The 23,985-nt window shown below is 42.3% G+C and carries 25 protein-coding genes and 1 riboswitch; of the genes, 19 read left to right on the plus strand and 6 right to left on the minus strand.

Features of this window, described 5'->3' with window-relative positions; translation table 11 throughout:
* Positions 1–14 precede the first annotated feature (14 nt).
* The 4 genes from G327_RS0120460 to G327_RS0120475 all read right to left on the minus strand — a co-directional run bounded on the left by G327_RS0120460 (position 15) and on the right by G327_RS0120475 (position 5,166).
* Positions 15–794: a sulfite exporter TauE/SafE family protein gene (locus G327_RS0120460; RefSeq protein WP_019616674.1), complete on the minus strand. Its 780-nt coding sequence runs from the start codon at positions 792–794 to the stop codon at positions 15–17.
* Positions 794–2,854, minus strand: coding sequence for an ATP-dependent DNA helicase DinG (dinG, locus tag G327_RS0120465; RefSeq protein ID WP_019616675.1), 2,061 nt, complete (start codon positions 2,852–2,854; stop codon positions 794–796). The genes G327_RS0120460 and dinG overlap by 1 nt, the downstream gene beginning before the upstream one ends.
* 97 nt (positions 2,855–2,951) lie before the next feature.
* On the minus strand, positions 2,952–3,587 hold the full coding sequence (gene narL, locus G327_RS0120470) for a two-component system response regulator NarL (protein WP_019616676.1): 636 nt from the start codon (positions 3,585–3,587) through the stop codon (positions 2,952–2,954).
* Positions 3,580–5,166 carry a histidine kinase gene (locus G327_RS0120475; protein WP_019616677.1) on the minus strand — a complete coding sequence of 529 codons (1,587 nt, stop codon included), beginning with the start codon at positions 5,164–5,166 and terminating at the stop codon, positions 3,580–3,582. The genes narL and G327_RS0120475 overlap by 8 nt, the downstream gene beginning before the upstream one ends.
* Before the next feature lie 209 nt (positions 5,167–5,375).
* Positions 5,376–5,533: riboswitch (molybdenum cofactor riboswitch) on the plus strand.
* Between G327_RS0120475 and moaA the strand changes: the two genes are divergently transcribed.
* The 17 genes from moaA (at position 5,524) to G327_RS0120565 (ending at position 19,145) form a co-directional block, all read left to right on the plus strand.
* Positions 5,524–6,504 (plus strand): GTP 3',8-cyclase MoaA, encoded by a 981-nt coding sequence (gene moaA, locus G327_RS0120480; RefSeq protein WP_019616678.1) that lies wholly within the window; start codon positions 5,524–5,526, stop codon positions 6,502–6,504. (Overlaps the previous riboswitch by 10 nt.)
* Positions 6,505–6,950: 446 nt before the next feature.
* A complete protein-coding gene (napF, locus tag G327_RS0120485; RefSeq protein ID WP_019616679.1) occupies positions 6,951–7,430 on the plus strand; it encodes a ferredoxin-type protein NapF in 480 nt (159 codons plus the stop codon).
* On the plus strand, positions 7,430–7,708 hold the full coding sequence (locus G327_RS0120490; protein ID WP_019616680.1) for a chaperone NapD: 279 nt from the start codon (positions 7,430–7,432) through the stop codon (positions 7,706–7,708). Before napF ends, G327_RS0120490 begins: the two co-directional genes overlap by 1 nt.
* Positions 7,705–10,200 carry a nitrate reductase catalytic subunit NapA gene (napA, locus tag G327_RS0120495; RefSeq protein WP_019616681.1) on the plus strand — a complete coding sequence of 832 codons (2,496 nt, stop codon included), beginning with the start codon at positions 7,705–7,707 and terminating at the stop codon, positions 10,198–10,200. Before G327_RS0120490 ends, napA begins: the two co-directional genes overlap by 4 nt.
* Before the next feature lie 9 nt (positions 10,201–10,209).
* Positions 10,210–10,962, plus strand: coding sequence for a ferredoxin-type protein NapG (gene napG / locus G327_RS0120500; protein ID WP_026339469.1), 753 nt, complete (start codon positions 10,210–10,212; stop codon positions 10,960–10,962).
* Positions 10,959–11,846, plus strand: a complete 888-nt coding sequence (napH, locus tag G327_RS25255; protein ID WP_019616683.1) for a quinol dehydrogenase ferredoxin subunit NapH — start codon at positions 10,959–10,961, stop codon at positions 11,844–11,846. The genes napG and napH overlap by 4 nt, the downstream gene beginning before the upstream one ends.
* Positions 11,843–12,307, plus strand: a complete 465-nt coding sequence (locus tag G327_RS0120510) for a nitrate reductase cytochrome c-type subunit (protein ID WP_019616684.1) — start codon at positions 11,843–11,845, stop codon at positions 12,305–12,307. Before napH ends, G327_RS0120510 begins: the two co-directional genes overlap by 4 nt.
* 17 nt (positions 12,308–12,324) lie before the next feature.
* The gene (locus tag G327_RS0120515; protein ID WP_019616685.1) at positions 12,325–12,900 is read left to right on the plus strand and encodes a NapC/NirT family cytochrome c; all 576 of its coding nucleotides are present in this window, start codon (positions 12,325–12,327) and stop codon (positions 12,898–12,900) included.
* Positions 12,901–13,294: 394 nt separating this feature from the next.
* The gene (gene mobA / locus G327_RS0120520) at positions 13,295–13,873 is read left to right on the plus strand and encodes a molybdenum cofactor guanylyltransferase (RefSeq protein ID WP_019616686.1); all 579 of its coding nucleotides are present in this window, start codon (positions 13,295–13,297) and stop codon (positions 13,871–13,873) included.
* Between the two features lie 31 nt (positions 13,874–13,904).
* Complete coding sequence (gene moaB, locus G327_RS0120525; protein ID WP_019616687.1) at positions 13,905–14,420, plus strand: molybdenum cofactor biosynthesis protein B; 516 nt, start codon at positions 13,905–13,907, stop codon at positions 14,418–14,420.
* Position 14,421: 1 nt separating this feature from the next.
* Positions 14,422–14,904, plus strand: coding sequence for a cyclic pyranopterin monophosphate synthase MoaC (moaC, locus tag G327_RS0120530; RefSeq protein ID WP_019616688.1), 483 nt, complete (start codon positions 14,422–14,424; stop codon positions 14,902–14,904).
* A 248-nt stretch (positions 14,905–15,152) separates the two neighbouring features.
* On the plus strand, positions 15,153–15,401 hold the full coding sequence (moaD, locus tag G327_RS0120540) for a molybdopterin converting factor subunit 1 (RefSeq protein WP_019616690.1): 249 nt from the start codon (positions 15,153–15,155) through the stop codon (positions 15,399–15,401).
* 2 nt (positions 15,402–15,403) lie between these two features.
* Positions 15,404–15,856 carry a molybdopterin synthase catalytic subunit MoaE gene (moaE, locus tag G327_RS0120545; protein ID WP_019616691.1) on the plus strand — a complete coding sequence of 151 codons (453 nt, stop codon included), beginning with the start codon at positions 15,404–15,406 and terminating at the stop codon, positions 15,854–15,856.
* On the plus strand, positions 15,853–16,560 hold the full coding sequence (modA, locus tag G327_RS0120550; protein WP_019616692.1) for a molybdate ABC transporter substrate-binding protein: 708 nt from the start codon (positions 15,853–15,855) through the stop codon (positions 16,558–16,560). The genes moaE and modA overlap by 4 nt, the downstream gene beginning before the upstream one ends.
* Positions 16,561–16,563: 3 nt before the next feature.
* The gene (gene modB, locus G327_RS0120555; protein ID WP_019616693.1) at positions 16,564–17,250 is read left to right on the plus strand and encodes a molybdate ABC transporter permease subunit; all 687 of its coding nucleotides are present in this window, start codon (positions 16,564–16,566) and stop codon (positions 17,248–17,250) included.
* Positions 17,243–18,307: a molybdenum ABC transporter ATP-binding protein gene (gene modC, locus G327_RS0120560; protein WP_019616694.1), complete on the plus strand. Its 1,065-nt coding sequence runs from the start codon at positions 17,243–17,245 to the stop codon at positions 18,305–18,307. Before modB ends, modC begins: the two co-directional genes overlap by 8 nt.
* Positions 18,308–18,410: 103 nt before the next feature.
* A complete protein-coding gene (locus G327_RS0120565) occupies positions 18,411–19,145 on the plus strand; it encodes an EAL domain-containing protein (protein ID WP_019616695.1) in 735 nt (244 codons plus the stop codon).
* A 29-nt stretch (positions 19,146–19,174) separates the two neighbouring features.
* Here the strand turns inward: G327_RS0120565 and G327_RS0120570 are convergent, their stop codons facing one another.
* Positions 19,175–20,053, minus strand: a complete 879-nt coding sequence (locus tag G327_RS0120570) for a U32 family peptidase (protein WP_019616696.1) — start codon at positions 20,051–20,053, stop codon at positions 19,175–19,177.
* Positions 20,054–20,068: 15 nt separating this feature from the next.
* The gene (gene ubiU, locus G327_RS0120575; RefSeq protein ID WP_019616697.1) at positions 20,069–21,064 is read right to left on the minus strand and encodes a ubiquinone anaerobic biosynthesis protein UbiU; all 996 of its coding nucleotides are present in this window, start codon (positions 21,062–21,064) and stop codon (positions 20,069–20,071) included.
* 173 nt (positions 21,065–21,237) lie between these two features.
* On the opposite strand from ubiU, the gene ubiT reads away from it, so the two are divergent.
* Positions 21,238–21,762, plus strand: coding sequence for a ubiquinone anaerobic biosynthesis accessory factor UbiT (gene ubiT / locus G327_RS0120580; RefSeq protein WP_019616698.1), 525 nt, complete (start codon positions 21,238–21,240; stop codon positions 21,760–21,762).
* A 434-nt stretch (positions 21,763–22,196) separates the two neighbouring features.
* Complete coding sequence (locus G327_RS0120585) at positions 22,197–23,912, plus strand: dipeptide ABC transporter ATP-binding protein (protein WP_019616699.1); 1,716 nt, start codon at positions 22,197–22,199, stop codon at positions 23,910–23,912.
* Positions 23,913–23,985: the final 73 nt, after the last annotated feature.

Consider the following 23,985-nt stretch of genomic DNA (forward strand, 5'->3'; position numbering starts at 1 on the left):
AAAGTTGATTGAACTTAACTCAGCCATGCGTTATATCCTAAATTGAGCGCCATAATAACAACAATTGAGATGAAAATAGGGCGGATAAACTTAGCCCCGAAATGAATGGCAGAATGAGCGCCGATATATGCACCAAGCATAAGACAAAAGCCCATGGTTAAACCAATAAGCCAGTTAACCTGGCCGTAATAAAGAAAGATCGCAAAAGATGTTAAATTACTGGTGAAGTTCATCGACTTGGCGATACCGCTGGAAAGCAGAATATTTAAACGGTAGAGACGCATTGTTGAGAGCACCCAAAATGCACCTGTGCCGGGCCCTGAAGCTCCGTCATAAAAGCCTAATAAAAATCCTTGTATGGACTGCTTTATGCGTAACAGTCTGTTTACCGGCGGTAACTGATGATTGTCGATATCACGAACACAGTTAAATAAACTATAAACAGCTACGGCTAATATTATTAAAGGTAATAATTTTTCCAGCCATTTTGTCGATACCAGATTGACAAAAACAGTGCCTGCCGCCGCGCCTATAAGGGTACTGTAGAAACTTTCTTTCCAAAACTGCGGGCTGAACAGCTGTTTTTTAAAATACGTATAGGCCGCTGTACCGGAAGCAAAACAGGCGGACAGCTTATTAGTGCCTAAGGTCAGGTGCGGCGGCAGGCCTAAGCTTAGCAGTGTAGGTACGGTTAACATACCGCCTCCACCGACAACCGCATCTATAAAGCCGGCTGCCAGTCCGACCAGTACGATTAAAACCCAGGTACTAGGATCAAATAAAACTTCAGTCATTATTTGTTATTCTCGAATTGGATAGCAAACGGCGGCAGTGCTTCAAGTAGACCTTTTCCATATCGTTTGCTCTGCAGTCGTTTATCTAAAATAATTATTTGCCCCGTATCATTTTCTTTTCTTATTAGGCGTCCGCAGGCCTGGATCAGTTTTTTACTGGTTTCAGGAACAGACAACTGCATAAACGGGTTACCACCCTGTGATTTTATCCATTCTGAATGTGCTTCTTCTACCGGTGAATTAGGGACAGCAAAAGGTAACTTGGTTATTACTAAGTTTGTCAAATAATGTCCAGGTAAATCAAGCCCTTCAGATAAACTCCCTGTGCCGAACAGGATACTTGTCTGACCTTTATCACAGCGGAATTTATGGGTTTCAATCAGTTTGCTGCGGGATAAGTCTCCCTGTATTAATAATGCATCACCGTATTTAGGCGCGAGTTTATCAGCCGCTAAATTCATTTGCCAGTAGGATGCAAATAACACCAGGTTACCTTGTTTATCCTGAATGTTATCGTTTATTTTATCAAACAGTTCATTATCAAAGCCGGCCTGGGTCGGATCATTCTCCATAGTAGAGATAATTAATGGCACTGACGGGTAGTCAAAAGGGGATTTCAAGCGTAAATACTGAGTCCCGTCATTGTTCTGCAGGCCGCTTTGGCGTTTGAAAAACTCAAAATTATTAAGTGAGGTCAAGGTTGCCGAGCATAAAACAATACCGGCAGCCTGCGACCAGAGCATATATTCTAAGATGCCGCCAACTTCAATCGGCGAAGCATTCAGATAAATATCAGTTTTGTCCTGCTCTGCCCAGGCGGCAATAGGACAGTGTTTAGCAGAGCGTTCTTTGGTAAGCATGACCCATAGTGCATGCATATTTTCCAGACGCTGCAGGAAAAAGCCGCATTCAATCAACAGCGTCTCTGCATCGGCCATTTTTACATTACCGTCTTTGATCTCTTCATTGATAATCGTTGACAGTTTATTTAAAGCCGCCAGACATTTTTTACTTTCATCTTTTAAATTTGAGGCAGGAATCGTTAAAGCGTCCGGCAGTTCCCCCATTGCAAACCTAAATTGTTCAGATTCACTAAAATAACTCGGATTATCGCTAAAGTACTGCTCCACTATTTTAAGATCTTTACTTAACTCCACTGCGCTTTCAAGCATATTTAAACCCGGCGTAATGGTGGTCTGGCGTTTTATCACCCGGTTAATATGCTGGCTCAACTGATTTATTTTTTTCAGCCAGTCCTGACTGCCCTTAATGCTTGCGCGGGCACTGGAAAAATCGCGGGAAATTTTGGGAAGATGATGTGCTTCATCAATAACATAAAAACAGTTGTCAGGATCCGGCAGGATAATGCCGCCGCCTAACTCAAGATCAGCCAACAGTAAAGCATGGTTTACCACGATAACATCGGCTTTATTAATATCATCCCGTGCACGATGAAAAGGACATTGACGGTGGTTTGCTAAGGCGCGTTTACAGCTGAACTTATCGGATACGATATGTGACCAGACGCGGTTAGGTATCTGTGTCGGCCAGCTGTCGCGATCACCCTGCCATTTACCAGCGAGATAAGCTTCATTTAAACGTTTAAACAGATCCCGGTCACCGGCCTGTGGTTTTTCAGCAAAAAGAGTCTGCTGCTCTCCCTCCTGAAGGGCGTTGAACAATTTATGTTCGCAGCAGTAACGCTGTCTGCCTTTAGCTAAGGTGAAAGAGAATTTATAATCACTATGGCGTAAAAAGAAGGGCAGATCCTTATGTATCAGCTGCTCCTGAAGAGTGATTGTGGCTGTGGAAATAACCAGTTTTTTATTTGCACGCTGTGCAACAGGGATACCCGCTAATAAATATGCCAGTGATTTTCCTATGCCGGTTCCGGCTTCAGCAACGAGAATACGTCGAGACTTATCATACTCGCCGGCAAGTACTTTAGCGATTTCAGCTACTAAATAGTTCTGCGCCTTACGTTTATTAAAATGAGGCAGGGACTGAGTGATAAGATCATAACTCGCACGGATCTGTTTTTTTAGTGAATCTGAAAGCATAAATTCCGTGTTTAAAGTGCATTATATAGGAGAGGTAAGTAAACCACTGAGAAGTGCGTTACAGCAGTTCAAAGTGGTTTGATGCAGTAGAAAAAACTTATTTGGCCTGCTGCAGATATAAAACAGCAGCTTCAACACGGGATTTGATTTGTAGTTTTTTCAACAGGCTTTTGACGTGTACTTTTACTGTGCCTTCAGAAATATGCAGGTTATCTGAAATCTCTTTATTACTATGACCTTTAGCCACTTCCTGCAGTATCTGGGATTCGCGTTTTGTTAAAGACGCTAGTTTAGTGCGGATATTGTCTTCCTGATCCAGATCTTCAAGGTAGCCAAGCAGTTCATTGCTGACAACCATCTGACCTGCCATTACTTTGTCGACGTTACTAAGTAAAGACTCAGGCTCTGAATCTTTTAACAGATAACCGTTCGCACCCTGATTAATAATTGCGATCACATCCTGCTTATTGTCACTAACGGTTAACACGATAATTTTTGCACTGCAGCCTTGTTTACGCAGTGCTGTTAGTGTTTCTAATCCGGAAATACCGGGCATATTTAAATCAAGCAGGATCAGGTCCGGCTGCATTTTCTTTGCGAAGCTGACTGCTTCGATGCCGTTAGTGGCTTCAGCTATAATATCATAGCCGGGCTCAATATTGAGTAATTGCTGGATGCCTTTGCGCATAAGAGGATGATCATCAACAATGATAACCCGAGTTAAATTAGACATTTTCAATTCCTTGTTTCAGTAGCTTGTTTTTGTAAGGGAAGATAAGTTTTACTTCTGTGCCGTGTTGTAAAGGTATAATAGACAGAGTCGCACCCAGTTCATCCGCGCGTTGTTTCATAATCGATAGTCCATAATGACCTTCCTGTGAAGAATTATCTCTGATTCCTCGTCCGTCATCAACAATACTGATCCAGACTTTATCTTCATCGGTGATGATACAGGAAATATCAATATGTTTACATTGCGCATGTTTAATTGCATTGACTGTTGCCTCACGAATTATCTGCAGTAAATGAATATGTTGATTAGGCGTGGTATGAAAGTAATCTTTAAATTTGCTCAGTGTTATTTGTGCATTGCTCTGAATCCGCAGTGATTCAACCATGGTTTCAAGGGCGTCTCTAAAATTAGATTCAGGTACATTCAAGCGGAAAGTTGAAAGTAATGAGCGAAGCTGCGTATAAGCTTCTGCGATAGCCGATTTAACATTATCGATAGTCTGTATTGCCCGCGGGTTATCCGTTTGTCCTACCTGCTTTTGCAAAACTGCACATTGAATTTTTAAGAAAGATAAAGACTGTGCAATTGAGTCATGCAGCTCCCGGGCAATGACGCTGCGCTCTTCCATTAAAGAAATTTTCTGGGTCTGCAGAGTATATTCATCCTGATATAAAGCCCTGGCTACCAGGCCGCTGAAACTTTCAATTAAACTGGCACAGTCCTGTGATTCATCATTCTGTACATAATTTAAATATCCGTAGGTTTTTCCGTTAATAACAATCGGGCTTCGAGAAGCCTCTGGGTAAACGGAAGCGCAGTCTAGTTCACTTTTAATAAAGTAGCCGCTGTTTAATTCCAGACAAAGTTTGCTCAGATTGGCTTGTTTTCCAAGTGCATTCAGTGTGTTATAAAGAATTGGTGAAGTCAATTTAACAGTGTTTAGCTGCTGTGAAATAGAAAATAAGAATTCAATGGTCGTATTGGCTTTTTCCAGCTCTAGGGTTTTCTGTTGTACCTGCTCCTGCATACCGGTTAATAATTTTTCTAACTCGACAGACATATCCCGCATACCGTCAGCAAGTAAGCCTATTTCATTGTCACAGTGTGGAAAATCAAATTTAAAACTGTGGTTCTTAATGGCTTTAGCATTATCAAGAAGGCGGTTGACCGGGGTGATAATATGCTTTTTTGAATAATAAAATAAAAATATAACAATCAGTGCGCTTAATACAAATTCAATAACTTCAATTGCATAAATTACAATCAGTCTTTCTTCACCAAGCTTGCGGTACATAGGAAACATATCATTAATCGTTTGGTAAAATTCGGTTAATAGTTTTTCTGAGTGTTGAATTTTTCCCTGATCAATAAACAGTCGAATCTCTTTCCACTGTTTATTAAGTAACTCACTTTTTTTGTTAAACGGGTCGTCGTCAAACCAACTAGATTCGCTAGTTTTCTGAATTGCTAGGGCTTTTTCAGTGGCTTTGATTATATCCGGAATTTGGCTGTGATCATAACGAGCAGCATGTTGAAGCTTGACTGCACCTAATCTTACATCTGATAATACCCATGACATATTCCGACTGGATATGTGATGCTGAAATATATTTGATATACCTATAAATTGCATACTTGAGATGACCAGTACCAATAGACAGAAATTAGTTATCACTTTTGTAAGAGAACGTGGACGAAACAGTAGATTAATTTTCATAGCTAATAGACAATAGAGAAAGTGAACTTAAATGTAACATAGTGTTTATTTATCACCAAGACGTGAAACAATTATTAACATAGCTCCGAGCTTTATATCACTAAGTTTTTTCTTAACAATGAATATGTGAATTAAGCCGCTTAATAATGAACTGCTTCTTTATTAAGAAGGGTAAATCTGGAAACCGGTTTGCCTCCCGTGTTTGGAAAGGAACTGAATATGCAGCAACTCATGGATAACTTCAACAGGAAGTTTGAATACTTACGGCTGTCCATTACCGACGAATGTAATTTTAAATGTAATTACTGTCTGCCGGACGGCTACCAGAGAACTCAGCAGAAGCAATTTTTGAGTGAACTCGAAATTAAAAATCTAGTACAGGCTTTTTCCGAGCTTGGAACAAAAAAGATAAGAATCACAGGTGGAGAGCCTAGTTTACGTAAAGATTTTACCTCTATTATTTCTACGATTGCAGGGACTCCCGGTATAGAGAAAGTGGCAACCACCACTAACGGTTATCAGCTCAAAAAATCTGCTCAGCAGTGGTTTGATGCCGGCCTCGATGCGATTAATGTCAGTGTTGACAGCCTGGATGCTAAAACCTTCCATCTGATTACCGGCAAGAATATCTTTCAGAAAGTAATGGAAGGTGTTGCCGCATCGGTGCAAGCTGGATATAAGCAGGTTAAAATTAACAGTGTATTGATGAAAGGTTTTAATGATCTTGATCTATCCCTGTATCTTGAATGGATTAAAAATCAGCCGATTCAGCTGCGTTTTATTGAATTAATGCAGACAGAAGACAATGCTGAGTTTTTCGCCAGACATCATCTTTCAGGAGAGAAGTTTAAACAAATGCTCCTGGCTGACGGCTGGATACAAAAAGTCCCCTTAAGCCACGACGGTCCTGCGCAGATTTTCAGCCATGAAGCTTATCAGGGAGAGATAGGACTGATTATGCCTTACAGTAAAGATTTTTGTAAAAGCTGTAACCGCCTAAGAGTTTCTTCAAGCGGACGCCTGCATCTGTGCCTGTTTGGTGAACAAGGCGTTGATTTACGAGATCTGCTTGCATCTGAAAACGATAAAGAAGCTTTAAAATCTCGTATTCTGCAAGCGCTAGAGAGTAAAATTTCCGGGCACTTTTTAGCTGATGGACTGATGGGGGGCACACCTCACCTTGCCTCAATTGGAGGCTGAAATAATAAAGCTATAATTACAGCAAAATCAATGTTGAATTTTTCAGCTCTGATTTTGCTGTTTCTCTTCCCTTTGAAAATATTCATACTATCTATAGCGTTGGCCGGGTAACATTAATTTTACATTTTAATTATTAATTATTATTTATACAGTGAGTTGTGTATATTAATAACAGCTAGTATTCCGGTCTAAATTAAGCATAATACCCCCCGTAAATACGATCGCGTATCATTCGCAAAACCTTGTAGGTCCTTGATTGACGGTTAATTAGGCGATAAAGCCCTACTAACTGAGGGGCAACTCTCACTCCTTATATATTTCCTTTGATATTCATCAATTGTCGGTTAAGTTTACTCTAAATGGGTATATGTTATCTGTTAGTATTGCTTAACAATTTGCGCAATTAGTTAACGTCAAAATAACAATTCAAAAATTAAGGTTATTAAGTGGTGCTGTTTAATTCCAATAAACGAAGTTTATTTCGATCTAAGAGCAGGATCGCAGTTCACAATCTGCCGCCTTGGATAGAAGATGCACAAGGTTTTATTAATAACTGTAGTAAATGCGCCGATTGTATTTCTGTCTGTCCCGAAAAAATTCTTAAAAAGGGAGACGGCGGATATCCGCAGATCGATTTTAATCTTGGGGAGTGCAGTTTTTGCGGGAAATGTGCAGATAGTTGTAATGAGCAGATATTTACCGATACAGCTCAGACACCATGGAATAAAAAAGCGCAGATAAGCACTCAGTGTCTGGCCGCTGAAAATATTTACTGCCGCAGCTGCGGTGAAAGCTGCGAGAGTCTGGCACTTACTTTTAAAATCGGCATCAATGCTGTTCCGCAAATTAATACAGAGCTATGTACGGGATGCGGCGCTTGTGTTTCACCTTGTCCAACACAGGCTATTGAGATAAAGGAATTATAATGAAAAACGAAGAATTACATGTATCCAGCTTAATTGTGCATGTTAATCCACAAAAGGCTGCTACCATTACCACTAGCATCAATTCATTACAGGGGGCTGAATTAATAACAATTTCTCCTGAGGGGAAAGCGATTGTTGTTTTAGAAGCACCTAATCAACGAGTAATCATGGAAGTGATTGACGACATTAACGCCTTAGACGGCGTCATTAATACCGGACTTGTTTATCACGAGTTTGAAAAATTAGAATCTAAAAAAAAGAGTGAGGGAGTAAGATGAAATTTACGAGACGTGAATTTATGAAAGCACAAGCAGCCGCATCTGCAGCTGCTGTTGCTGGAGTAACGCTGCCGGCCTCCGCGAGCAATTTAATTGCCAGCAAGGATGCGAGCAAAATTAAATGGGACAAGGCCCCGTGTCGTTTCTGCGGTACGGGCTGTAGTGTATTAGTCGGTACGCAGAACGGCAGGGTTGTTGCTACACAGGGGGATCCTGATGCACCGGTAAACAAAGGTCTTAACTGTATCAAAGGTTATTTCCTGTCAAAAATCATGTACGGCAAAGATCGTCTAACTACTCCTTTACTGCGTATGACCGACGGCGTTTACGATAAAGAAGGTCAGTTTGCACCAGTATCCTGGGATGCGGCTTTTGATATCATGGCCGATAAATTCAAAGATGCACTGAAAAAGAAAGGACCGACTTCTGTTGGTATGTTCGGCTCAGGTCAATGGACAGTATGGGAAGGTTATGCCGCTTCTAAACTGATGAAAGCTGGTTTCCGTACTAATAATATCGATCCTAATGCGCGTCACTGTATGGCTTCTGCTGTAGGCGGCTTTATGCGTACCTTTGGTATTGATGAGCCGATGGGCTGTTATGATGATCTCGAAAACGCAGATGCATTTGTGCTGTGGGGATCAAATATGGCCGAGATGCATCCTATTCTCTGGTCACGCCTGACCGACCGCCGTTTAAGTAATCCTGATGTAAGTGTACATGTATTATCGACTTATACGCATCGTTCGTTTGAACTGGCTGATAACGGCATGATCTTTACGCCGCAGTCTGATTTAGCAATCTTAAACTTCATCGCTAACTACATTATTAAAAATGACGCAGTAGATAAAGATTTTGTTAAGAAACATACCAACTTCCGTAAAGGTGTAACGGATATCGGTTACGGTCTGCGTCCGACACATCCTCTGCAGAAAGCCGCTAAAAATCCAGACTCTGGTGCTTCAACACCGATGACTTTTGAAGAGTTCGCCGAATATGTTTCTGAATTCGATGTTGAATATGCTGAAAAAATGTCTGGCGTACCAGCCGCTAAACTAATTGAATTAGCGAAGGTATATGCCGATCCGACTAAGAAAGTCACTTCTTACTGGACCATGGGGTTCAACCAGCATACTCGTGGTGTATGGGCAAATAACCTGATGTACAACGTACATTTGTTAACCGGTAAGATTTCTAAGCCTGGTTCAGGTCCATTCTCATTAACGGGGCAGCCGTCAGCTTGTGGAACGGCGCGTGAAGTGGGCACATTCTCACATCGTCTGCCGGCTGATATGGTGGTTAATAATCCTAAACATCGTGCGGCGACTGAAAAAATATGGAAACTGCCTGAAGGGACTATTCCGCCTAAACCAGGTTACCATGCCGTGCTGCAGAACCGTATGCTTAAAGACGGTAAATTAAATGCCTACTGGGTTATGTGTAATAACAACGCCCAGGCTGCCGCTAATATTAATGAAGAAGTCATTCCGGGGTATCGTAATCCTGACAACTTCATCGTAGTGTCAGATCCGTATCCGACAGTAACAGCACAGCTGGGGGATCTTATTTTACCGACTGCAATGTGGGTGGAAAAAGAGGGCGCATACGGCAATGCTGAACGCCGTACTCAGTTCTGGCATCAGCAGGTTGAAGCACCTGAAGGTGCTAAGTCTGATTTATGGCAGCTGATGGAATTCGCTAAACGCTTCAAAATAGAAGAAGTCTGGCCGGCAGATCTGATTGCTAAAATGCCTGAAGTGAAAGGCAAAACTATGTACGACGTACTTTACCGTAACGGTAATGTTGATGCATTTGGTCTTGATGAAGTAAAAGATGAACAGTTAAATGATGAAGCACGTCATTTTGGTTTTTATGTACAGAAAGGTCTGTTTGAAGAATATGCCGCTTTCGGTCGTGGTCACGCACATGATTTAGCACCCTTTGAGCAGTACCACCAGTCGCGTGGACTTCGCTGGCCGGTAGTTGACGGTAAAGAAACATTATGGCGTTTCCGCGAAGGATATGACCCGTATGTCGAAAAAGGCAGCGAAGTACAGTTCTACGGTAAAAAAGATAATAAAGCGGTTATTTTTGCACTGCCTTATGAGGCGCCAGCTGAGTCTCCGGATGACGAGTACGACTTATGGTTAAGCACCGGTCGTGTACTTGAACATTGGCATTCCGGCTCGATGACACGTCGTGTGCCTGAATTATACCGTGCGTTCCCGGATGCAGTGGTGTTTATGCACCCGGCTGATGCTAAATCACGCGGGCTGCGTCGTGGTGATGAAATTATACTGGCTTCCCGACGTGGTGAACTGACTTCACGTGTTGAAACACGTGGTCGTAACCGTCCGCCGAAAGGCCTGGTATTTATGCCGTGGTTTGATGCTAAACAACTGGTTAACAAGATCACACTTGATGCGACCGATCCGCTTTCAAAAGAAACGGATTACAAAAAGTGTGCTGTAAAAATTACTAAAAAAGTTTAATAAAAAAGTATGAGTAAACGTCCTCAACGCAAAGTTACACGCCGTCAGTTTCTTGTAAATACAAGTAAAGGGGCGTGCGGCGTAGGATTTATGGGAATGGGACTGGCAGGGTATTCGAATCAGAGCCAGTCCGCGAACCCGCAGATGCTTCGCCCGCCGGGTGCATTGCCCGAGGCTGATTTTCAGTCTGCGTGTATCCGCTGCGGCTTGTGTGTTGAGGCTTGTCCTTACGATATGCTGAAGTTAGGAAGATTATTTCAGCCGATAGCAACCGGAACACCTTATTTTCTGGCGCGCACAGATCCCTGTGAGATGTGTGAAGATATTCCTTGTAAAGCGGCCTGTCCCACAGGTGCGCTTGACCCGGAACTTAACAATATCGATGACGCTAGAATGGGGCTGGCAGTGTTGATTGACCAGGAAAATTGTCTTAATTTTCAAGGTCTGCGCTGCGATGTTTGTTATCGTGTATGTCCGTTGATAGATGAAGCGATCACTTTAGAGATGCATCGTAATACTCGCACCGGGCATCATGCTGTTTTTATTCCTACGGTACATTCCGATCTGTGTACCGGTTGTGGTAAATGTGAAGAAGCGTGTGTATTAGAAGAAGCTGCGATAAAGGTGCTGCCGAGAACTATTGCTAAAGGCGAGCTTGGTCATCATTATCGCTGGGGTTGGAAAGAGAAAGAGAAAGCAGGCGAGTCACTTATTGATCCGGTATTAGATCTGCCGGATCGTGTTCCTGAGGTGCTGAAATGAAAAATAATCAGTCTTTAGGGTTCGAAGCAGTAAAGAAAAAAGGCTGGTTTTCAGCTAACCGTTTTTTAATACTGCGCCGCATAGTGCAGGTGACGATCTTAACGCTTTTTTTACTCGGCCCATTAGCTGGAATCTGGATTATTCAAGGTAATTTAAGTTCCAGTCTGTTATTAGGTGTGGTGCCTTTTACTGACCCTTTTATATTGCTTCAAAGTATGGCTTCCGGACATCTGCCGCTGTTTCAGGGATTTTTAGGGGCATTAATTGTTGCTCTGTTTTATGGATTAGTAGGCGGGCGTGTATTTTGCTCCTGGATCTGCCCGGTTAATTTATTAACTGATGCGGCTGCATGGTGCAGAAGAAAGCTGAATTTACGCAAAGAGAAAGTTATAAGCCGTCAATGGCGCTATTGGATATTAGCAATGGTAATGATACTGCCCCTTTTTACCGGGGTAATGTCATGGGAGCTGGTTAACCCGGTTTCTGCATTTAACCGCGGTCTGTTTTTTGGTATGGGGTTAGGCTGGATCTTATTTTTAATGATCTTTCTGTTTGACCTGCTTGCTGTCGAAAACGGATGGTGCGGCCACTTGTGTCCAATGGGGGCTTTTTACTCTCTGATTAACCGAACTAGTTTAATAAAAGTGAGTGCAGTTAAACGTGAACAATGTACAGACTGCTCAGACTGTTTTGATGTTTGCCCTGAACCGGAAATTTTAAAAGGTCCGGTATACGGGAAAAAACATGATATTGGACCTTTAGTTAAAGACTTAACTTGTACAAACTGCGGCCGTTGTGTTGATGTTTGTGCAGAAAATGTTTTTGAAATTACAACCGTTTTAAGCGGTAAGAATAGCCTAGCAAAGGGTGGAGAAATAAAATGAAAAAATTGCTAACAGCGATAGCAGCAGGGATAGTAGTATTATCGGCATCATCAGCGTGGAGCAGTGATAGCGATATCATCACAGATAACGGCGGTGTTTTGTCATTACGCGGTTATGAGCAGGTTTCTGATGTCAATAAATCAGAAGATATGAAACGTGTGCCTCGTGACCAGCAGCTGATTGACAGAGAGTATATTCAGCAGCCTCCGTTAATTCCGCACAGCATTCGCGGCTATCAGGTTAATACTAATGCGAATAAGTGTTTATCCTGTCACAGCTTTAAAAATGCCGGTGCTATGTCTGCAACAAAAATCAGTGTGACACACTTTGAAACGCGTGAGGGAGAAACCTTGTCTGACGTTTCACCACGCCGATATTTCTGTTTACAGTGTCATGTACCGCAGGCTGATGCGAAACCTCTGGTTGAAAATACTTTCAAACCTGTTGATTCGTTACAATAAACCGGGAGTTTACAATTATGCTTAAACTATTGAAACGTTTGTGGTTTATTATGAAAACGCCGTCATCGGCGGCATTTGGTTTTGTACTTTTTCTTGGTTTTGCCGGTGGTATTATTTTCTGGGGCGGCTTCAATACAGGCATGGAAGCAACTAATACTGAAGAATTCTGTTCAGGCTGTCATGCTCCGATTGTTAAAGAGATCCAGGAAACAATTCACTACTCGAACCGTTCCGGCGTACGTGCTATTTGTTCTGACTGTCATGTTCCGCATAACTGGACAGATAAAATTGTCCGTAAAGTACAGGCGTCTAAAGAGCTAGTTGCATTTGCCATGGGCACTATCAGTACTCAAGAAAAATTTGAAGAACGCCGCGCATACCTTGCAAATCGTGAGTGGCATCGAATGAAAGCGAATAATTCTCAAGAATGCCGCAACTGTCATGAGTTTGATTTCATGGACTTCAGTGAGCAGAGGGCACTAAGTGTTAAGCAGCACTCAACAGCCTTAGCATCAGGCGATAAAACCTGTGTTGACTGTCATAAAGGCATCGCGCACCAGTTACCTGATATGCAAGGGGTAGAAGGCTGGTAAACTGTCTTGTCGACTTACCTTTAAGGGGCTGCAAAGCCCCTTTTTTATATATACCCGTTATCATTCAAGATGCAAAAATCAGCAAGTCGTGAGGTGAACAGGTTCTAGGCGTGAAGGGAAGATCTAACGCGTTAAATCGAGACTTCACAACAACGAAGATGTTTGCCTCTCGGGTTGCCCTACGGGTCGTTAGTTCGAAAACCAATACTGCGTTGCAACATTCGATAAGGGCCAGCCATTTAAAGATTAAAGTCTTTATTTTAATCTTACCGACAGAGGATTAACGTAGTTAATCGCTCGAAAGGTCATCATGTTGCGTCTTGTCTTGGTGTCCGAACTAACGACTGATAAATGCATTTTGATTGGTAACGAGTATAACAACTAGGAATGTTTTTTGAAAATTGCAGGAATCGTATTAGCCGGCGGACTTTCCAGCCGTATGGGACAGGATAAAGCTAAGTTATTATTAGAAGAGCAGACGCTGCTCAGCCGCTGTGTTAATCTGCTGGAATCTTTAGATTTACAACATGTTTACGTTAGCGGAGAATATGCGCAGTTCGACTGTATTGCGGATCAGCACCCGCAGTTAGGCCCTATAGGTGGTTTACATGCCTGTGTTGAGCAGCTGTCGGGGTTATATGATGCGTTGTTTATTATGCCCGTTGATATGCCGCTGCTGCAGAAAGCGGACTGTGCTTTATTAGTTGAAAAATACCAGGAGCTCGGTCATGGTGTGTTTTATCAGCAGGTGACATTCCCTATGATTTTACCGCTTAACCAGCAGCTTAAAGAATATTTGGCAGAAGCGTTAATTTCACCGCAAAAAAAACAACGCTCTCTGTACCGATTACTTAAAACACTTAAAATACAGCCTGTTAGTTATCAGAAGCAGGATGATTTCCGTTTCCAGAATAGTAATACACCACAAGAGTGGAAAACTTGTCAGGAAATGTTTGCAAAACTGTCTGACTAATAAAGTATAAAAATATTAAAAAGGATCCAAAATGAGCCATCTCTCTACAAAAGAATTTAAACCATCAAAAATTGCTGTATTAACGGTTTCTGATACCCGCACCGAAGAAACGGATACGTCAGGCGGTTACCTGGTTGACTCTTTAGAAGAAGCAGGACACCATCTGGAAGATAAGCAGATCGTTATCGATGATGTGTATAAAATCCGTGCCGTAGTTTCCAGCTGGATTGCTGATGAGAAAATTGAAGCGATTTTAATTACCGGCGGAACAGGTTTCACATCGCGTGATACCACACCTGAAGCTGTATCGGTTTTATTTGATAAACAGGTTGAAGGTTTTGGCGAGTTATTCCGCCATATTTCTTATCAGGAAATTGGTTCATCAACTATTCAAAGCCGCGCCGTTGCCGGTTTTGCTAATAAAACGGTGATTTTCTGTATGCCGGGATCAACGGGCGCGTGTAAAACAGCATGGTCAAAAATCATTGTTGAGCAGTTAAACTCACAGCATAAACCGTGCAATTTTATGCCGCATATTGGTGTTTAATATGAACAGTCAATTTACCCATATTAATCAAGACGGCAAAGCGAATATGGTGGATGTGACCGATAAGAATGTCACAGAGCGTCAGGCTGTCGCACAGGCTTATGTTGAAATGTCGACGCAGACACTTGATTTAATTGTCAGCGGTTCGCACCATAAAGGAGATGTTTTTGCGACAGCAAGAATCGCCGGTATTATGGCCGCTAAAAAAACCTCTGATGTTATTCCGCTGTGTCACCCTTTAGCATTAACAAAAGTGGAAGTTGAGTTAACTGCTGAACCTGAGTTTAACCGTGTTAAAATTCAGAGTTTATGTAAACTCTCGGGCAAAACCGGGGTCGAAATGGAAGCGTTAACGGCTGCTTCAGTGGCTGCATTAACCATTTACGATATGTGTAAAGCAGTACAGAAAGATATGATCATTACTCAGGTTAAGCTGCTTGAAAAAACTGGTGGTAAATCGGGTCATTTTAAAGCAGAGAGCTGATGTTATACCAATCTGAATAAGTATCCGGTCTTTTATGCTGGTTAAAATCAATCCTATCTTCGTTATTAATTTCGTAATTAGAATAACTAGTTACATTAATTAATGCCTTGCTAGTATTAATTTTTCCTGCGCCTAAACTGACCATTTACTTAATTAGTTTGGTATTGCCGCTTCGGCTGTAAAATATTCACTCTGTTATGGTGAGTGAATATTACCTGAATAATCATTTTACAACTTAAGGAATAGACATGATCAAAGTGTTGTTTTTTGCACAGATCCGCGATCAGTTAGCGACTAGCGAGCTGCAGATGCCAAGTGATGAAAATAGTAATGTGCAGATGCTGCTGACTAATTTAAAAACGCGTGATGAAAAATGGAACAAGGTGCTTTCTAATGCTCGTTTAATGGTGGCTGTTAATCAGACCATTTGTAATGATAATATCGATTTAAGCAGCGGTGATGAAGTTGCTTTCTTTCCACCAGTAACCGGCGGTTAAAAATGATTAAAGTGCAGAGTGAAGACTTTAATCAGCAGGTTGAATATGACCGACTGCGTAAAGATCCTAGTGTTGGTGCAGTAGTGACTTTCAGCGGACTGGTGAGAGACATCAATCAGGGAGAGCAGGTCAGCAGTTTAACTCTGGAGCATTATCCGGGAATGACTGAATCTTCTCTAGCGGAAATAGTAAAACAGGCAGAATCTCGCTGGAATATTATCGACTGCACGGTTATTCACCGCATTGGTGAACTGCAGCTGCTAGATCAGATCGTTTTTGTGGGGATTGCCAGTCTGCATCGTCAGGATGCTTTTGCCGCCTGTGAGTTTATAATGGACTACCTGAAAACTCAGGCGCCTTTCTGGAAAAAAGAAACCAATGCACAGCAGGAAAGCTACTGGGTTGATGCTCGAGAATCGGATCAGGAAGCTTTAAATAAATGGACCGGTAAATGAAACTGCTGATACTGCTGCTGCTGATATTTGTTACACCGATTCATGCTTCAATTAAAGTGGCGGTCGCCAGTAATTTCAAAACCACCTTAAGTGAAATTGCTCAGCGCTATCAGCAGCACACTGGAGATAAGGTCATTATCTCCAGTGCGTCGACGGGCACTTTATTTAACCAGATCAGCCACGGCGCTCCCTTTGATCTGTTTTTATCCGCAGACAGTGAACGTGCTGCCTTGATTGAAGATAGCAAATACGGTGTAACAGGTTCACGCTTTACCTATGCGCAGGGCAGGCTGGCTTTCTGGCTGCCGCAGGGAAAAAATGTAAATCAACAGACGCTGCTGGATTTTTCCGGGCGCTTGGCTATTGCCAACCCTAAGCTTGCTCCCTATGGTCTGGCGTCAAAGCAGACATTAATGCAGTTAAATTTGTGGCAGCGTTTTTCATATATAAAAGGTACAAATATAGCGCAGACCTATCAGTTTATTGATTCGGGTAATATTAATGCAGGATTCGTGGCTTATTCACTGCTGCTGCAGAATAATAAACAACATTATTATTTGATCCCCGATGACTTACATCAACCGATTCTGCAGCAGGGCGTTTTATTGACGGCTGCCGCTGAAAATAAAAAAGTATTAGACTTTATCGATTATTTAAAATCGGAAGCAACGCAGACACTGATCCGTGACAAAGGTTATTTATAAAATATGCTTGATGCATTAGATTACAGCGCGATTTTTCTCACCTTCAAATTAGCCGGATTAACCACGCTTATTTTATTAATCCTTTCTCCGCCGCTCGCCTGGTGGCTGGCCCGCAGTAAACGTTTTTATCGTCCCTTTGTGGAAGCCTTAGTTGCACTGCCTCTGGTGCTGCCGCCGACGGTATTGGGTTTTTACCTGCTGCTGTCTTTTTCTCCGGACAGTTTATTCGGCGGATTGTGGATGAGCTTAACCGGCGGTACGTTAGCCTTTTCTTTTTCCGGTTTATTAATCGCTTCAATTATCTATTCCTTACCCTTTGTCGTACAGCCGCTGCAGAGCGCATTTGTAAATTTAGATAAAGACTACCTTGAAGTTGCTTCGACACTGGGTTTTAATTCCACGGAAACATTTTACCGGGTAGTTTTCCCTATGGTGCTGCCTAGTTTTATTATCGCCGGTGCTTTAGGTTTTGCGCATACTATTGGTGAGTTTGGTGTGGTGCTGATGATCGGCGGTAATATTCCAGGTGAAACGCAGGTAATATCAATTGCATTGTTTGATCATGTAGAAACGCTGCAGTACGAGCAGGCACATGTGTTGTCATTTACCCTGTTAGCTTTTTCCATGACCCTGCTGATGTTTATTTACGGTGTGCTGCAGAAACGCCAGAAGAGGCTGACTAATGCTTGAGTTTGATCTTATAAAATATCAGTCACAGCAGCTGCTGTTTCATTTTCAGGGCGCAATTAAGCTGGAGGGCATTTGCACTGTTTTCGGTGATTCCGGCGCCGGTAAAACTTCATTAATACGCGCATTTGCAGGGTTAGATAACTCGTTTTCCGGGCTGTTAAATTTCAAGCAGTGTCAATGGCAGAGCAAAACCTCTTTTATTAAAACAGAAAAGCGTAGAATCGGCATGGTCTTTCAGGAACCACGCTTGTTTCCGCACCTTGATGCACTGGGCAATTTACAGTTGGCGTGCAAAAAAGCGTCGAAAAGTTTATACACTATTAACGAATTAGCTGAATTATTAGATTTCAGTTCACTGCTCGGTAAAAAAAGTCATCAGCTCTCCGGCGGTCAAAAACAGCGCATTGCTATTGCGCGTGCAATTTTAACTGATCCGCAGCTGCTGATTATGGATGAGCCGTTATCATCACTGGATCAGCACAGCCGTAAGTTATTATTACCTTTTATTAAAAATGTCAGCAAAAGTATTCCGATTATCTATATCACCCATTCTATGCCTGAGGTTTTCTATCTTAGTCAGCAGATGATTTTAATCGAACAGGGCAGGGTAGAAGCGATTGGAGAGCCTCAGACACTTTTCTTAAATCCTAAGTTAAGTCTGGCAAAGCATGCACATTCAGGATTACTGCTGAATGTTGATTCGCTTACCTGGGATAAAGATTATTCACTGCTGCATGGTTTAGTGGACAATCAGGAAGTTCTTTTAACTGTTGATACTCAGCCTAGCGAAACCAGCCTGCAGATTAAAGTAGAAAGCAAAGATGTGATTATTGCCGCGCAGCGTTTAAGCGGCAGCTCCCTGCAGAACTGTCTGCAGGTCAGTATTGAGCAGATTGAGCCTTTGTCAGCCGGCAGTGTATTATTAACTCTGAGTACAGGTAAGCAGAAACTGCTGGCTAAAATTACTTTAAAATCTTTAACAGAGCTGGATCTGCAGCTTAAACAGACGGTGTTTGCATATATAAAAGCGGTCAGTATTTTAGGGGAATGTCTGTAATCCTTTAATTAAGACTTTCCTGTAGTTAAATCTCAGCTTATCTATTTACATGCTAATGATTCTCATTTACAGTTCGTGTCAATGTGAATTTACGGATAAATGAATGAGTCAGCAAGCCCGCCTACAAGCTCCGCAGTTATTAAGTTTAATGGAAGAAAAACGCTACGGGGTAGAATACCAGCCGATCGTTGCTGTCGGCAGTAATGAAATTTTTGCCTATGAATGTCTATCGCGTTTTTTCGAAGCAGATAACAGCAGCATTCGCCCGGATCTTGTGTATGCCTCTTTACATGATAATCCGCTAAGTCTATTTCAAGTTGAGTATGCACAAAAGATACTGCAGTTATCATATGCACCAGAAAGTACCAATATTTTTGTTAATTTAGATCAGGACTCCTATTCAGCTTCTGGTCTGTTAAAAAGCGATAATCCCTTTGTAAAACTATTCAATAACTACCATAAAGCCAACGTGATTGTTGAGCTGATTGAAAACTCCCAGCTCAGTGATGCAGTGATGAGTCTGGCGATGATTGATAACCTTGCCCAAAACAATATTAATACGGCGATTGATGATCTTTTTAATCCGCAGTCGATGTTATCCACATCCGTGGTGCAGATGGTAGATTTTATTAAGCTGGATAAATATGTGATAAGAAATCAAAATGATAGGAATTTTATGGCGCTGGTAAGCTGTATGGTAAGTTATGCGCATAACACAGGTAAACAGGTGATACTCGAAGGGGTGGAAACTCAAGATGACTTTGACTTTGCAAAACAGCTAGGTGTCGATTATGTGCAGGGTTTTTTATATAAGAGGTTATTTAAACAGGTACAGTAATAACCGTACCTGCCTTAAATAACCTGTACTTACAGCTGCGTCTGCAGTCCGGAAATCTGATGCCAGAATCCGTTGCACTCTTTGCTGTCGAGTATAACCGGTTTATCTAAACCTTTTAATGCGCCGCGGTAGTCACTTAGCACGTCAAAGCTTTCACTGCCGGAAGGACTTACCCGCACTACATCTACCAGGCCGTCCATTGACGGCAGATCATTAATCAGGTTATAGCAATATCCCGATTGTGTCTGAATACCGTTTAGTACAAATACCTGCTGATCTTCCTGTGTGGTTGTTGGACGTCCGGTTGGATATTTAATACAGCACAGTTCGCAGTCGTCTTTGGCTTTATTTTCCGAGCGTGCAGTGAAGCAGCGTGCTGAGTAGGCAAGCGGCATAAAACCGTGGGAGAAAACCTCAATTTCAAACTGATCGCGAATACCTAAGTTTTCACAGTCTGCAGCTGTTTTAACTAACCAGTCGCGCGACAGTTCAACCGGCATTACCCAGCGCTGCATACCTTTATTAACAAACAGTTTAAGCACACTGGCGTTATAACAGTTAATCGCCGGACCACAGACAAAAGGTACCTTGTTTTCAGCTAATAACTGAATCGCACCCACATCGTTGGCTTCAACTTTCAGGCTGCCGTTTTCACACAGCTGACGTAAAATTTTAACTTCCGAAGGCGCTTCTAGCAGCGCCATGCTGGAAAGAACAATCTCCTTTCCCTGGCCGTCTAATGCTTTGGCCAGTTCAATCCAGTCACGGGTTTTTAATTCACGACGTTTGCTGCAGACGGTTTCGCCTAAGTAGATAACATCAGCTTCGCTTTTTAATGCCTGGTGGTAAAAATCTTCTACGGTTTGTTTGGGCCAGTAATAGAGAAGAGGGCCTAATGATAATTTCACGCTGTTTCCTTAAATTTATTGCCAGTCACGATGATAAGCACCAAGTGTTGTCTGGCTGCCTTCTGATACGTTTGCAAGAACCGCATTCCACTGCTCTTTTACCTGATAAGCTTCCGGGTTGGCTTTATAGCTGTCAATGGCTTCACGCCAGACACGGGTTATCTGCTCTACATAAGCTGTACTGCGCTGACGGCCTTCAATTTTGACTGAACAGATACCGGCTTTCATTAACTCCGGCACCATAGACAGGGTATTTAAACTGGTCGGCTCTTCCAGTGCGTGATAAAGGTTATTATCAACATTGAATTTACCTTTACACAGGGTTGGATAACCGGCTTTTTCATTATCCTGATATCGGTCGATAAGAATATCATTAAGACGAGATTCCAGACCGTTTGCGGTTTCCTGGTAGCGCACAAATTTCGCAGGAGAGCAGGCGCCGACAGTATTTGGCGATTCACCGGTGAAATAGGACGACAGATAACAGCGACCTTCCGCCATAATACATAAACTGCCGAAGGCAAACACTTCCAGGTCCATGTCGGTATTTCTGGAAAGCTGTTTTACCTGCTGGATTGACAGAACACGCGGCAGCACCACACGTTTCACATTAAAATTCTGCTTATAAAAGTCAATGGCGGCAGTATTAGTTGCCGAAGCTTGAACTGAAAGGTGCAGTTCAAGCTCCGGGTATTTATTGGCGGCATAATCGAGTGTAGCGATATCGGCAATAATAGCCGCATTGGCCCCTAAGTCGACACATTTATCAACGGCATTCTGCCAGCGTTTTTCGCCGCCCGGGTGGGCAAAGGTATTAATGGCGACATGTAAATGCTTGTTATTATCACGCACATACTGAGCGCCTTTGGCGAGTTTTTTATCATTAAAATTTAAACCGGCAAAATGACGGGCGTTAGTATCATCTTTCAGACCGACATAAACAGCATCGGCACCACAATCAATGGCGGTTTTCAAAGCAGGCAAGCTGCCGGCAGGGCAGAGAAGTTCCATAAATATCCTAACTATACAAAGTTGCACAATTGTAAAAAGATATCAGATTGTTTTATTGATATAGGGCAGGAATGCAGAGAAAATTTAACATTAAGGAAAAATATTGATTTAGACTAATTTTTTTTTGACCTTTGCCTCTATAATCCAGTCGTTATCAATAACCGGGAAATTCCATGTTTAAATCTGTACTTGCCAATATTCACCATAACCTGGTGATAAATGCCCCTAAAGTGCTTGCTCTGCCGACTGCACTGTTACCTTTTTTTGTACAAAAAAAATTACTGTCGGAATTATTAGATAACGTTTTTGCTGAAGCTATTGAAGACGGTGATCTAGAGTTTTTAGAAGAAAAATGGTTAAAAGTAGAAATAACCGATCTGAGACTGACCTGGTATTTAAGCTTTGCCGATAACAAGTTAATTATTGAAGAGAAGTGTGCACAGGAAGATGTGGTATTTTCCGGTGCGGTTAATGAATTTATTCTGATTGCCGGCAGAAAAGAAGATCCTGATACGCTGTTTTTCCAGCGTCGTTTATCTATTCAGGGGGATACTGAACTCGGCTTAGAGATTAAAAATCTGCTGGATAATATTGATTTTGATAATCTGCCCCCGCTGGCACAAAAAGCGATGCATCACTTCTCGAACTTCATTCAGCAGGGGTTGAGCGAACCTGTACAAAAAGAAGCTCTCGCTTAATTCGAAACACACCCCATAAAGCAGAGCTGCCTGTTATACTTCGGGCAGCACTGTTTTGAGCCGTCTTTGGCTGCTGTAAATTCCTTTTCTATATTCCTGTCTGACTAAATTTTAAACATAGCGTTTGATGTTATGTTAATGATTCAGCTACTTTTTATCTTTGTTTTAAAGCTGAAATCACTCTCTGCACAGTATTATTTTTTGCTAAATATCTGCTATTAATTTGAAGCCATAGTCAAAATTGCATCAGCAATATTGTGCTGGATCAATTTATTCTCTAGCATGAAGCGATGCTATTTTGTACTTTTGCTGCTTTTTTGCACTTTTGTTATAGGTAGATCTGCCGATTTTTTAATCATGCAGATAATGCTGATAATGAACGGAATCAATTTTATAACTGAACGGGCTGCCGTTTAGTTACCAGGAATCAGGTAATGTCTCTATTAGAAGTAAAAAATCTTCGCATTGAATACCCATCTCGTCATGGCGTTCATGCGGCCGTTAAGTCCCTCTCTTTCACCATTGAAAGGGGAGAAATTGTCGGTGTTGTGGGAGAGTCAGGTGCCGGTAAATCCACTGTGGGTAATGGTATTATTGACCTTTTAAGTCCTCCTGGTGTTATTGCCAGCGGTGAGGTCTTTCTTGAAGGTGAAAAAGTATCCGGTTTATCCCCGCAGGAGATGCGTAAAGTTCGCGGCTCCAAAATCGGGTTTATTTTCCAGGATCCGATGACATCACTCAATCCGCTATTCACTATTGAACGTCAGTTAACCGAAACAATTCTTGCCAACCTGGATGTTACTCCACAGGAAGCGGTTTCCAGAGCGTTAACATTAATGGAGCAGGTCGGTATTCCCGAGCCTCATCTGCGTATTAAGCAGTATCCGCATCAGTTTTCCGGAGGAATGAGGCAGCGTGTGGTGATTGCCATTGCACTTTCAGGTGAACCGGACTTAATTATTGCCGATGAACCAACTACTGCACTGGATGTATCCATTCAGGATCAGATCCTTAAACTTATCCGCGATTTATGTATTAAGAAAAATGTCGGCTGTATGCTGGTAACCCATGATATGGGCGTTGTTTCAAATGTCACCGATAAAGTAGCGGTAATGTATCGCGGCGACTTGGTGGAATTCGGTGCAACGCAGCAGGTGCTCGGCACCCCGGTGCATGACTATACGCGCAGTCTTATCTCTGCGGTTCCCCGTTCAGATATTAAACTGGATCGTTTCCCGCTGGTTAGTTATATCGAAGAAGCCCATGAAATGGAAAAACTTGATGTTAAAACGCACTGGCTGGGACAAAGTGAAGATCAGAGAATCTACACCGGACCGCTGCTGAATGTTGAAAATGTCAGTTTACGATTTATTACTAAAGATTCATTTTTTGAAAGCCGCCGTGAATTTGTTCAGGCATCAAATAATGTCAGTTTTCAGATTCAGGAAGGTGAAACTTTCGGTCTGGTAGGTGAGTCCGGCTCAGGTAAATCTACCATTGCCCGCGTTATTGCCGGCTTATATCCGCCTGATGAGGGCAAGGTTACTTTTGAAGGTGTTGATTTAACCGCATTGAAGTCGGAAAAAGAACGCCGTCCGATGCGCAGGCAGATGCAGATGGTCTTCCAGAATCCTTATACTTCAATGAATCCGCGTATGAAAATATTCGACATCATTGCTGAGCCGATTCGTTTTCATAAGTTAGCTGAATCAGAAGCGCAGACACGTCAGATAGTACACGATCTGCTCGACCATGTAGGCCTTGGACGCATGGCGGGTGTGAAATACCCACATGAATTTTCGGGGGGGCAGCGTCAGCGCATTTCCATCGCGCGTGCATTAGCAACACGCCCGCGTTTACTGATTTGTGATGAACCGACATCTGCATTAGACGTATCCGTACAGGCGCAGATACTAAACCTGCTGAAAGATCTTCAGGATGAACTGAATCTGACTATGCTGTTTATCAGCCATGATCTGCCGGTTATCCGTCAGGTATGTGACCGTATCGGGGTAATGAAACAGGGGCAGTTATTAGAAATTGCTCCAACAGAACAGTTGTTTACTAACCCGCAGCATGATTACAGTAAACATCTTGTATCTTTAATGCCTGAATTTAAAGGATTAAGAAACGATTTAGAATCAGCATAAAGTGCACGGCTTCAGGTGACTTTTACCTGAAGCCGTGACCACCTGCTAATAACAACTAAAAACAGAAAGGGAA

The organism is Psychromonas ossibalaenae ATCC BAA-1528 (genome assembly GCF_000381745.1).
GTDB lineage: Bacteria > Pseudomonadota > Gammaproteobacteria > Enterobacterales > Psychromonadaceae > Psychromonas > Psychromonas ossibalaenae.

Coding starts and splice junctions, on each gene's coding strand:
- moaA (WP_019616678.1), top strand. CDS start 5,524: ATGCAGCAACTCATGGATAACTTCAACAGGAAGTTTGAATACTTACGG.
- G327_RS0120475 (WP_019616677.1), bottom strand. CDS start 5,166: ATGTCATGGGTATTATCAGATGTAAGATTAGGTGCAGTCAAGCTTCAA.
- moaC (WP_019616688.1), top strand. CDS start 14,422: ATGAACAGTCAATTTACCCATATTAATCAAGACGGCAAAGCGAATATG.
- moaE (WP_019616691.1), top strand. CDS start 15,404: ATGATTAAAGTGCAGAGTGAAGACTTTAATCAGCAGGTTGAATATGAC.
- dinG (WP_019616675.1), bottom strand. CDS start 2,854: ATGCTTTCAGATTCACTAAAAAAACAGATCCGTGCGAGTTATGATCTT.
- napG (WP_026339469.1), top strand. CDS start 10,210: ATGAGTAAACGTCCTCAACGCAAAGTTACACGCCGTCAGTTTCTTGTA.
- moaB (WP_019616687.1), top strand. CDS start 13,905: ATGAGCCATCTCTCTACAAAAGAATTTAAACCATCAAAAATTGCTGTA.
- G327_RS0120460 (WP_019616674.1), bottom strand. CDS start 794: ATGACTGAAGTTTTATTTGATCCTAGTACCTGGGTTTTAATCGTACTG.
- G327_RS0120510 (WP_019616684.1), top strand. CDS start 11,843: ATGAAAAAATTGCTAACAGCGATAGCAGCAGGGATAGTAGTATTATCG.
- napH (WP_019616683.1), top strand. CDS start 10,959: ATGAAAAATAATCAGTCTTTAGGGTTCGAAGCAGTAAAGAAAAAAGGC.
- G327_RS0120515 (WP_019616685.1), top strand. CDS start 12,325: ATGCTTAAACTATTGAAACGTTTGTGGTTTATTATGAAAACGCCGTCA.
- modC (WP_019616694.1), top strand. CDS start 17,243: ATGCTTGAGTTTGATCTTATAAAATATCAGTCACAGCAGCTGCTGTTT.
- napA (WP_019616681.1), top strand. CDS start 7,705: ATGAAATTTACGAGACGTGAATTTATGAAAGCACAAGCAGCCGCATCT.
- G327_RS0120585 (WP_019616699.1), top strand. CDS start 22,197: ATGTCTCTATTAGAAGTAAAAAATCTTCGCATTGAATACCCATCTCGT.
- modB (WP_019616693.1), top strand. CDS start 16,564: ATGCTTGATGCATTAGATTACAGCGCGATTTTTCTCACCTTCAAATTA.
- modA (WP_019616692.1), top strand. CDS start 15,853: ATGAAACTGCTGATACTGCTGCTGCTGATATTTGTTACACCGATTCAT.
- G327_RS0120490 (WP_019616680.1), top strand. CDS start 7,430: ATGAAAAACGAAGAATTACATGTATCCAGCTTAATTGTGCATGTTAAT.
- narL (WP_019616676.1), bottom strand. CDS start 3,587: ATGTCTAATTTAACTCGGGTTATCATTGTTGATGATCATCCTCTTATG.
- moaD (WP_019616690.1), top strand. CDS start 15,153: ATGATCAAAGTGTTGTTTTTTGCACAGATCCGCGATCAGTTAGCGACT.
- ubiT (WP_019616698.1), top strand. CDS start 21,238: ATGTTTAAATCTGTACTTGCCAATATTCACCATAACCTGGTGATAAAT.
- ubiU (WP_019616697.1), bottom strand. CDS start 21,064: ATGGAACTTCTCTGCCCTGCCGGCAGCTTGCCTGCTTTGAAAACCGCC.
- G327_RS0120565 (WP_019616695.1), top strand. CDS start 18,411: ATGAGTCAGCAAGCCCGCCTACAAGCTCCGCAGTTATTAAGTTTAATG.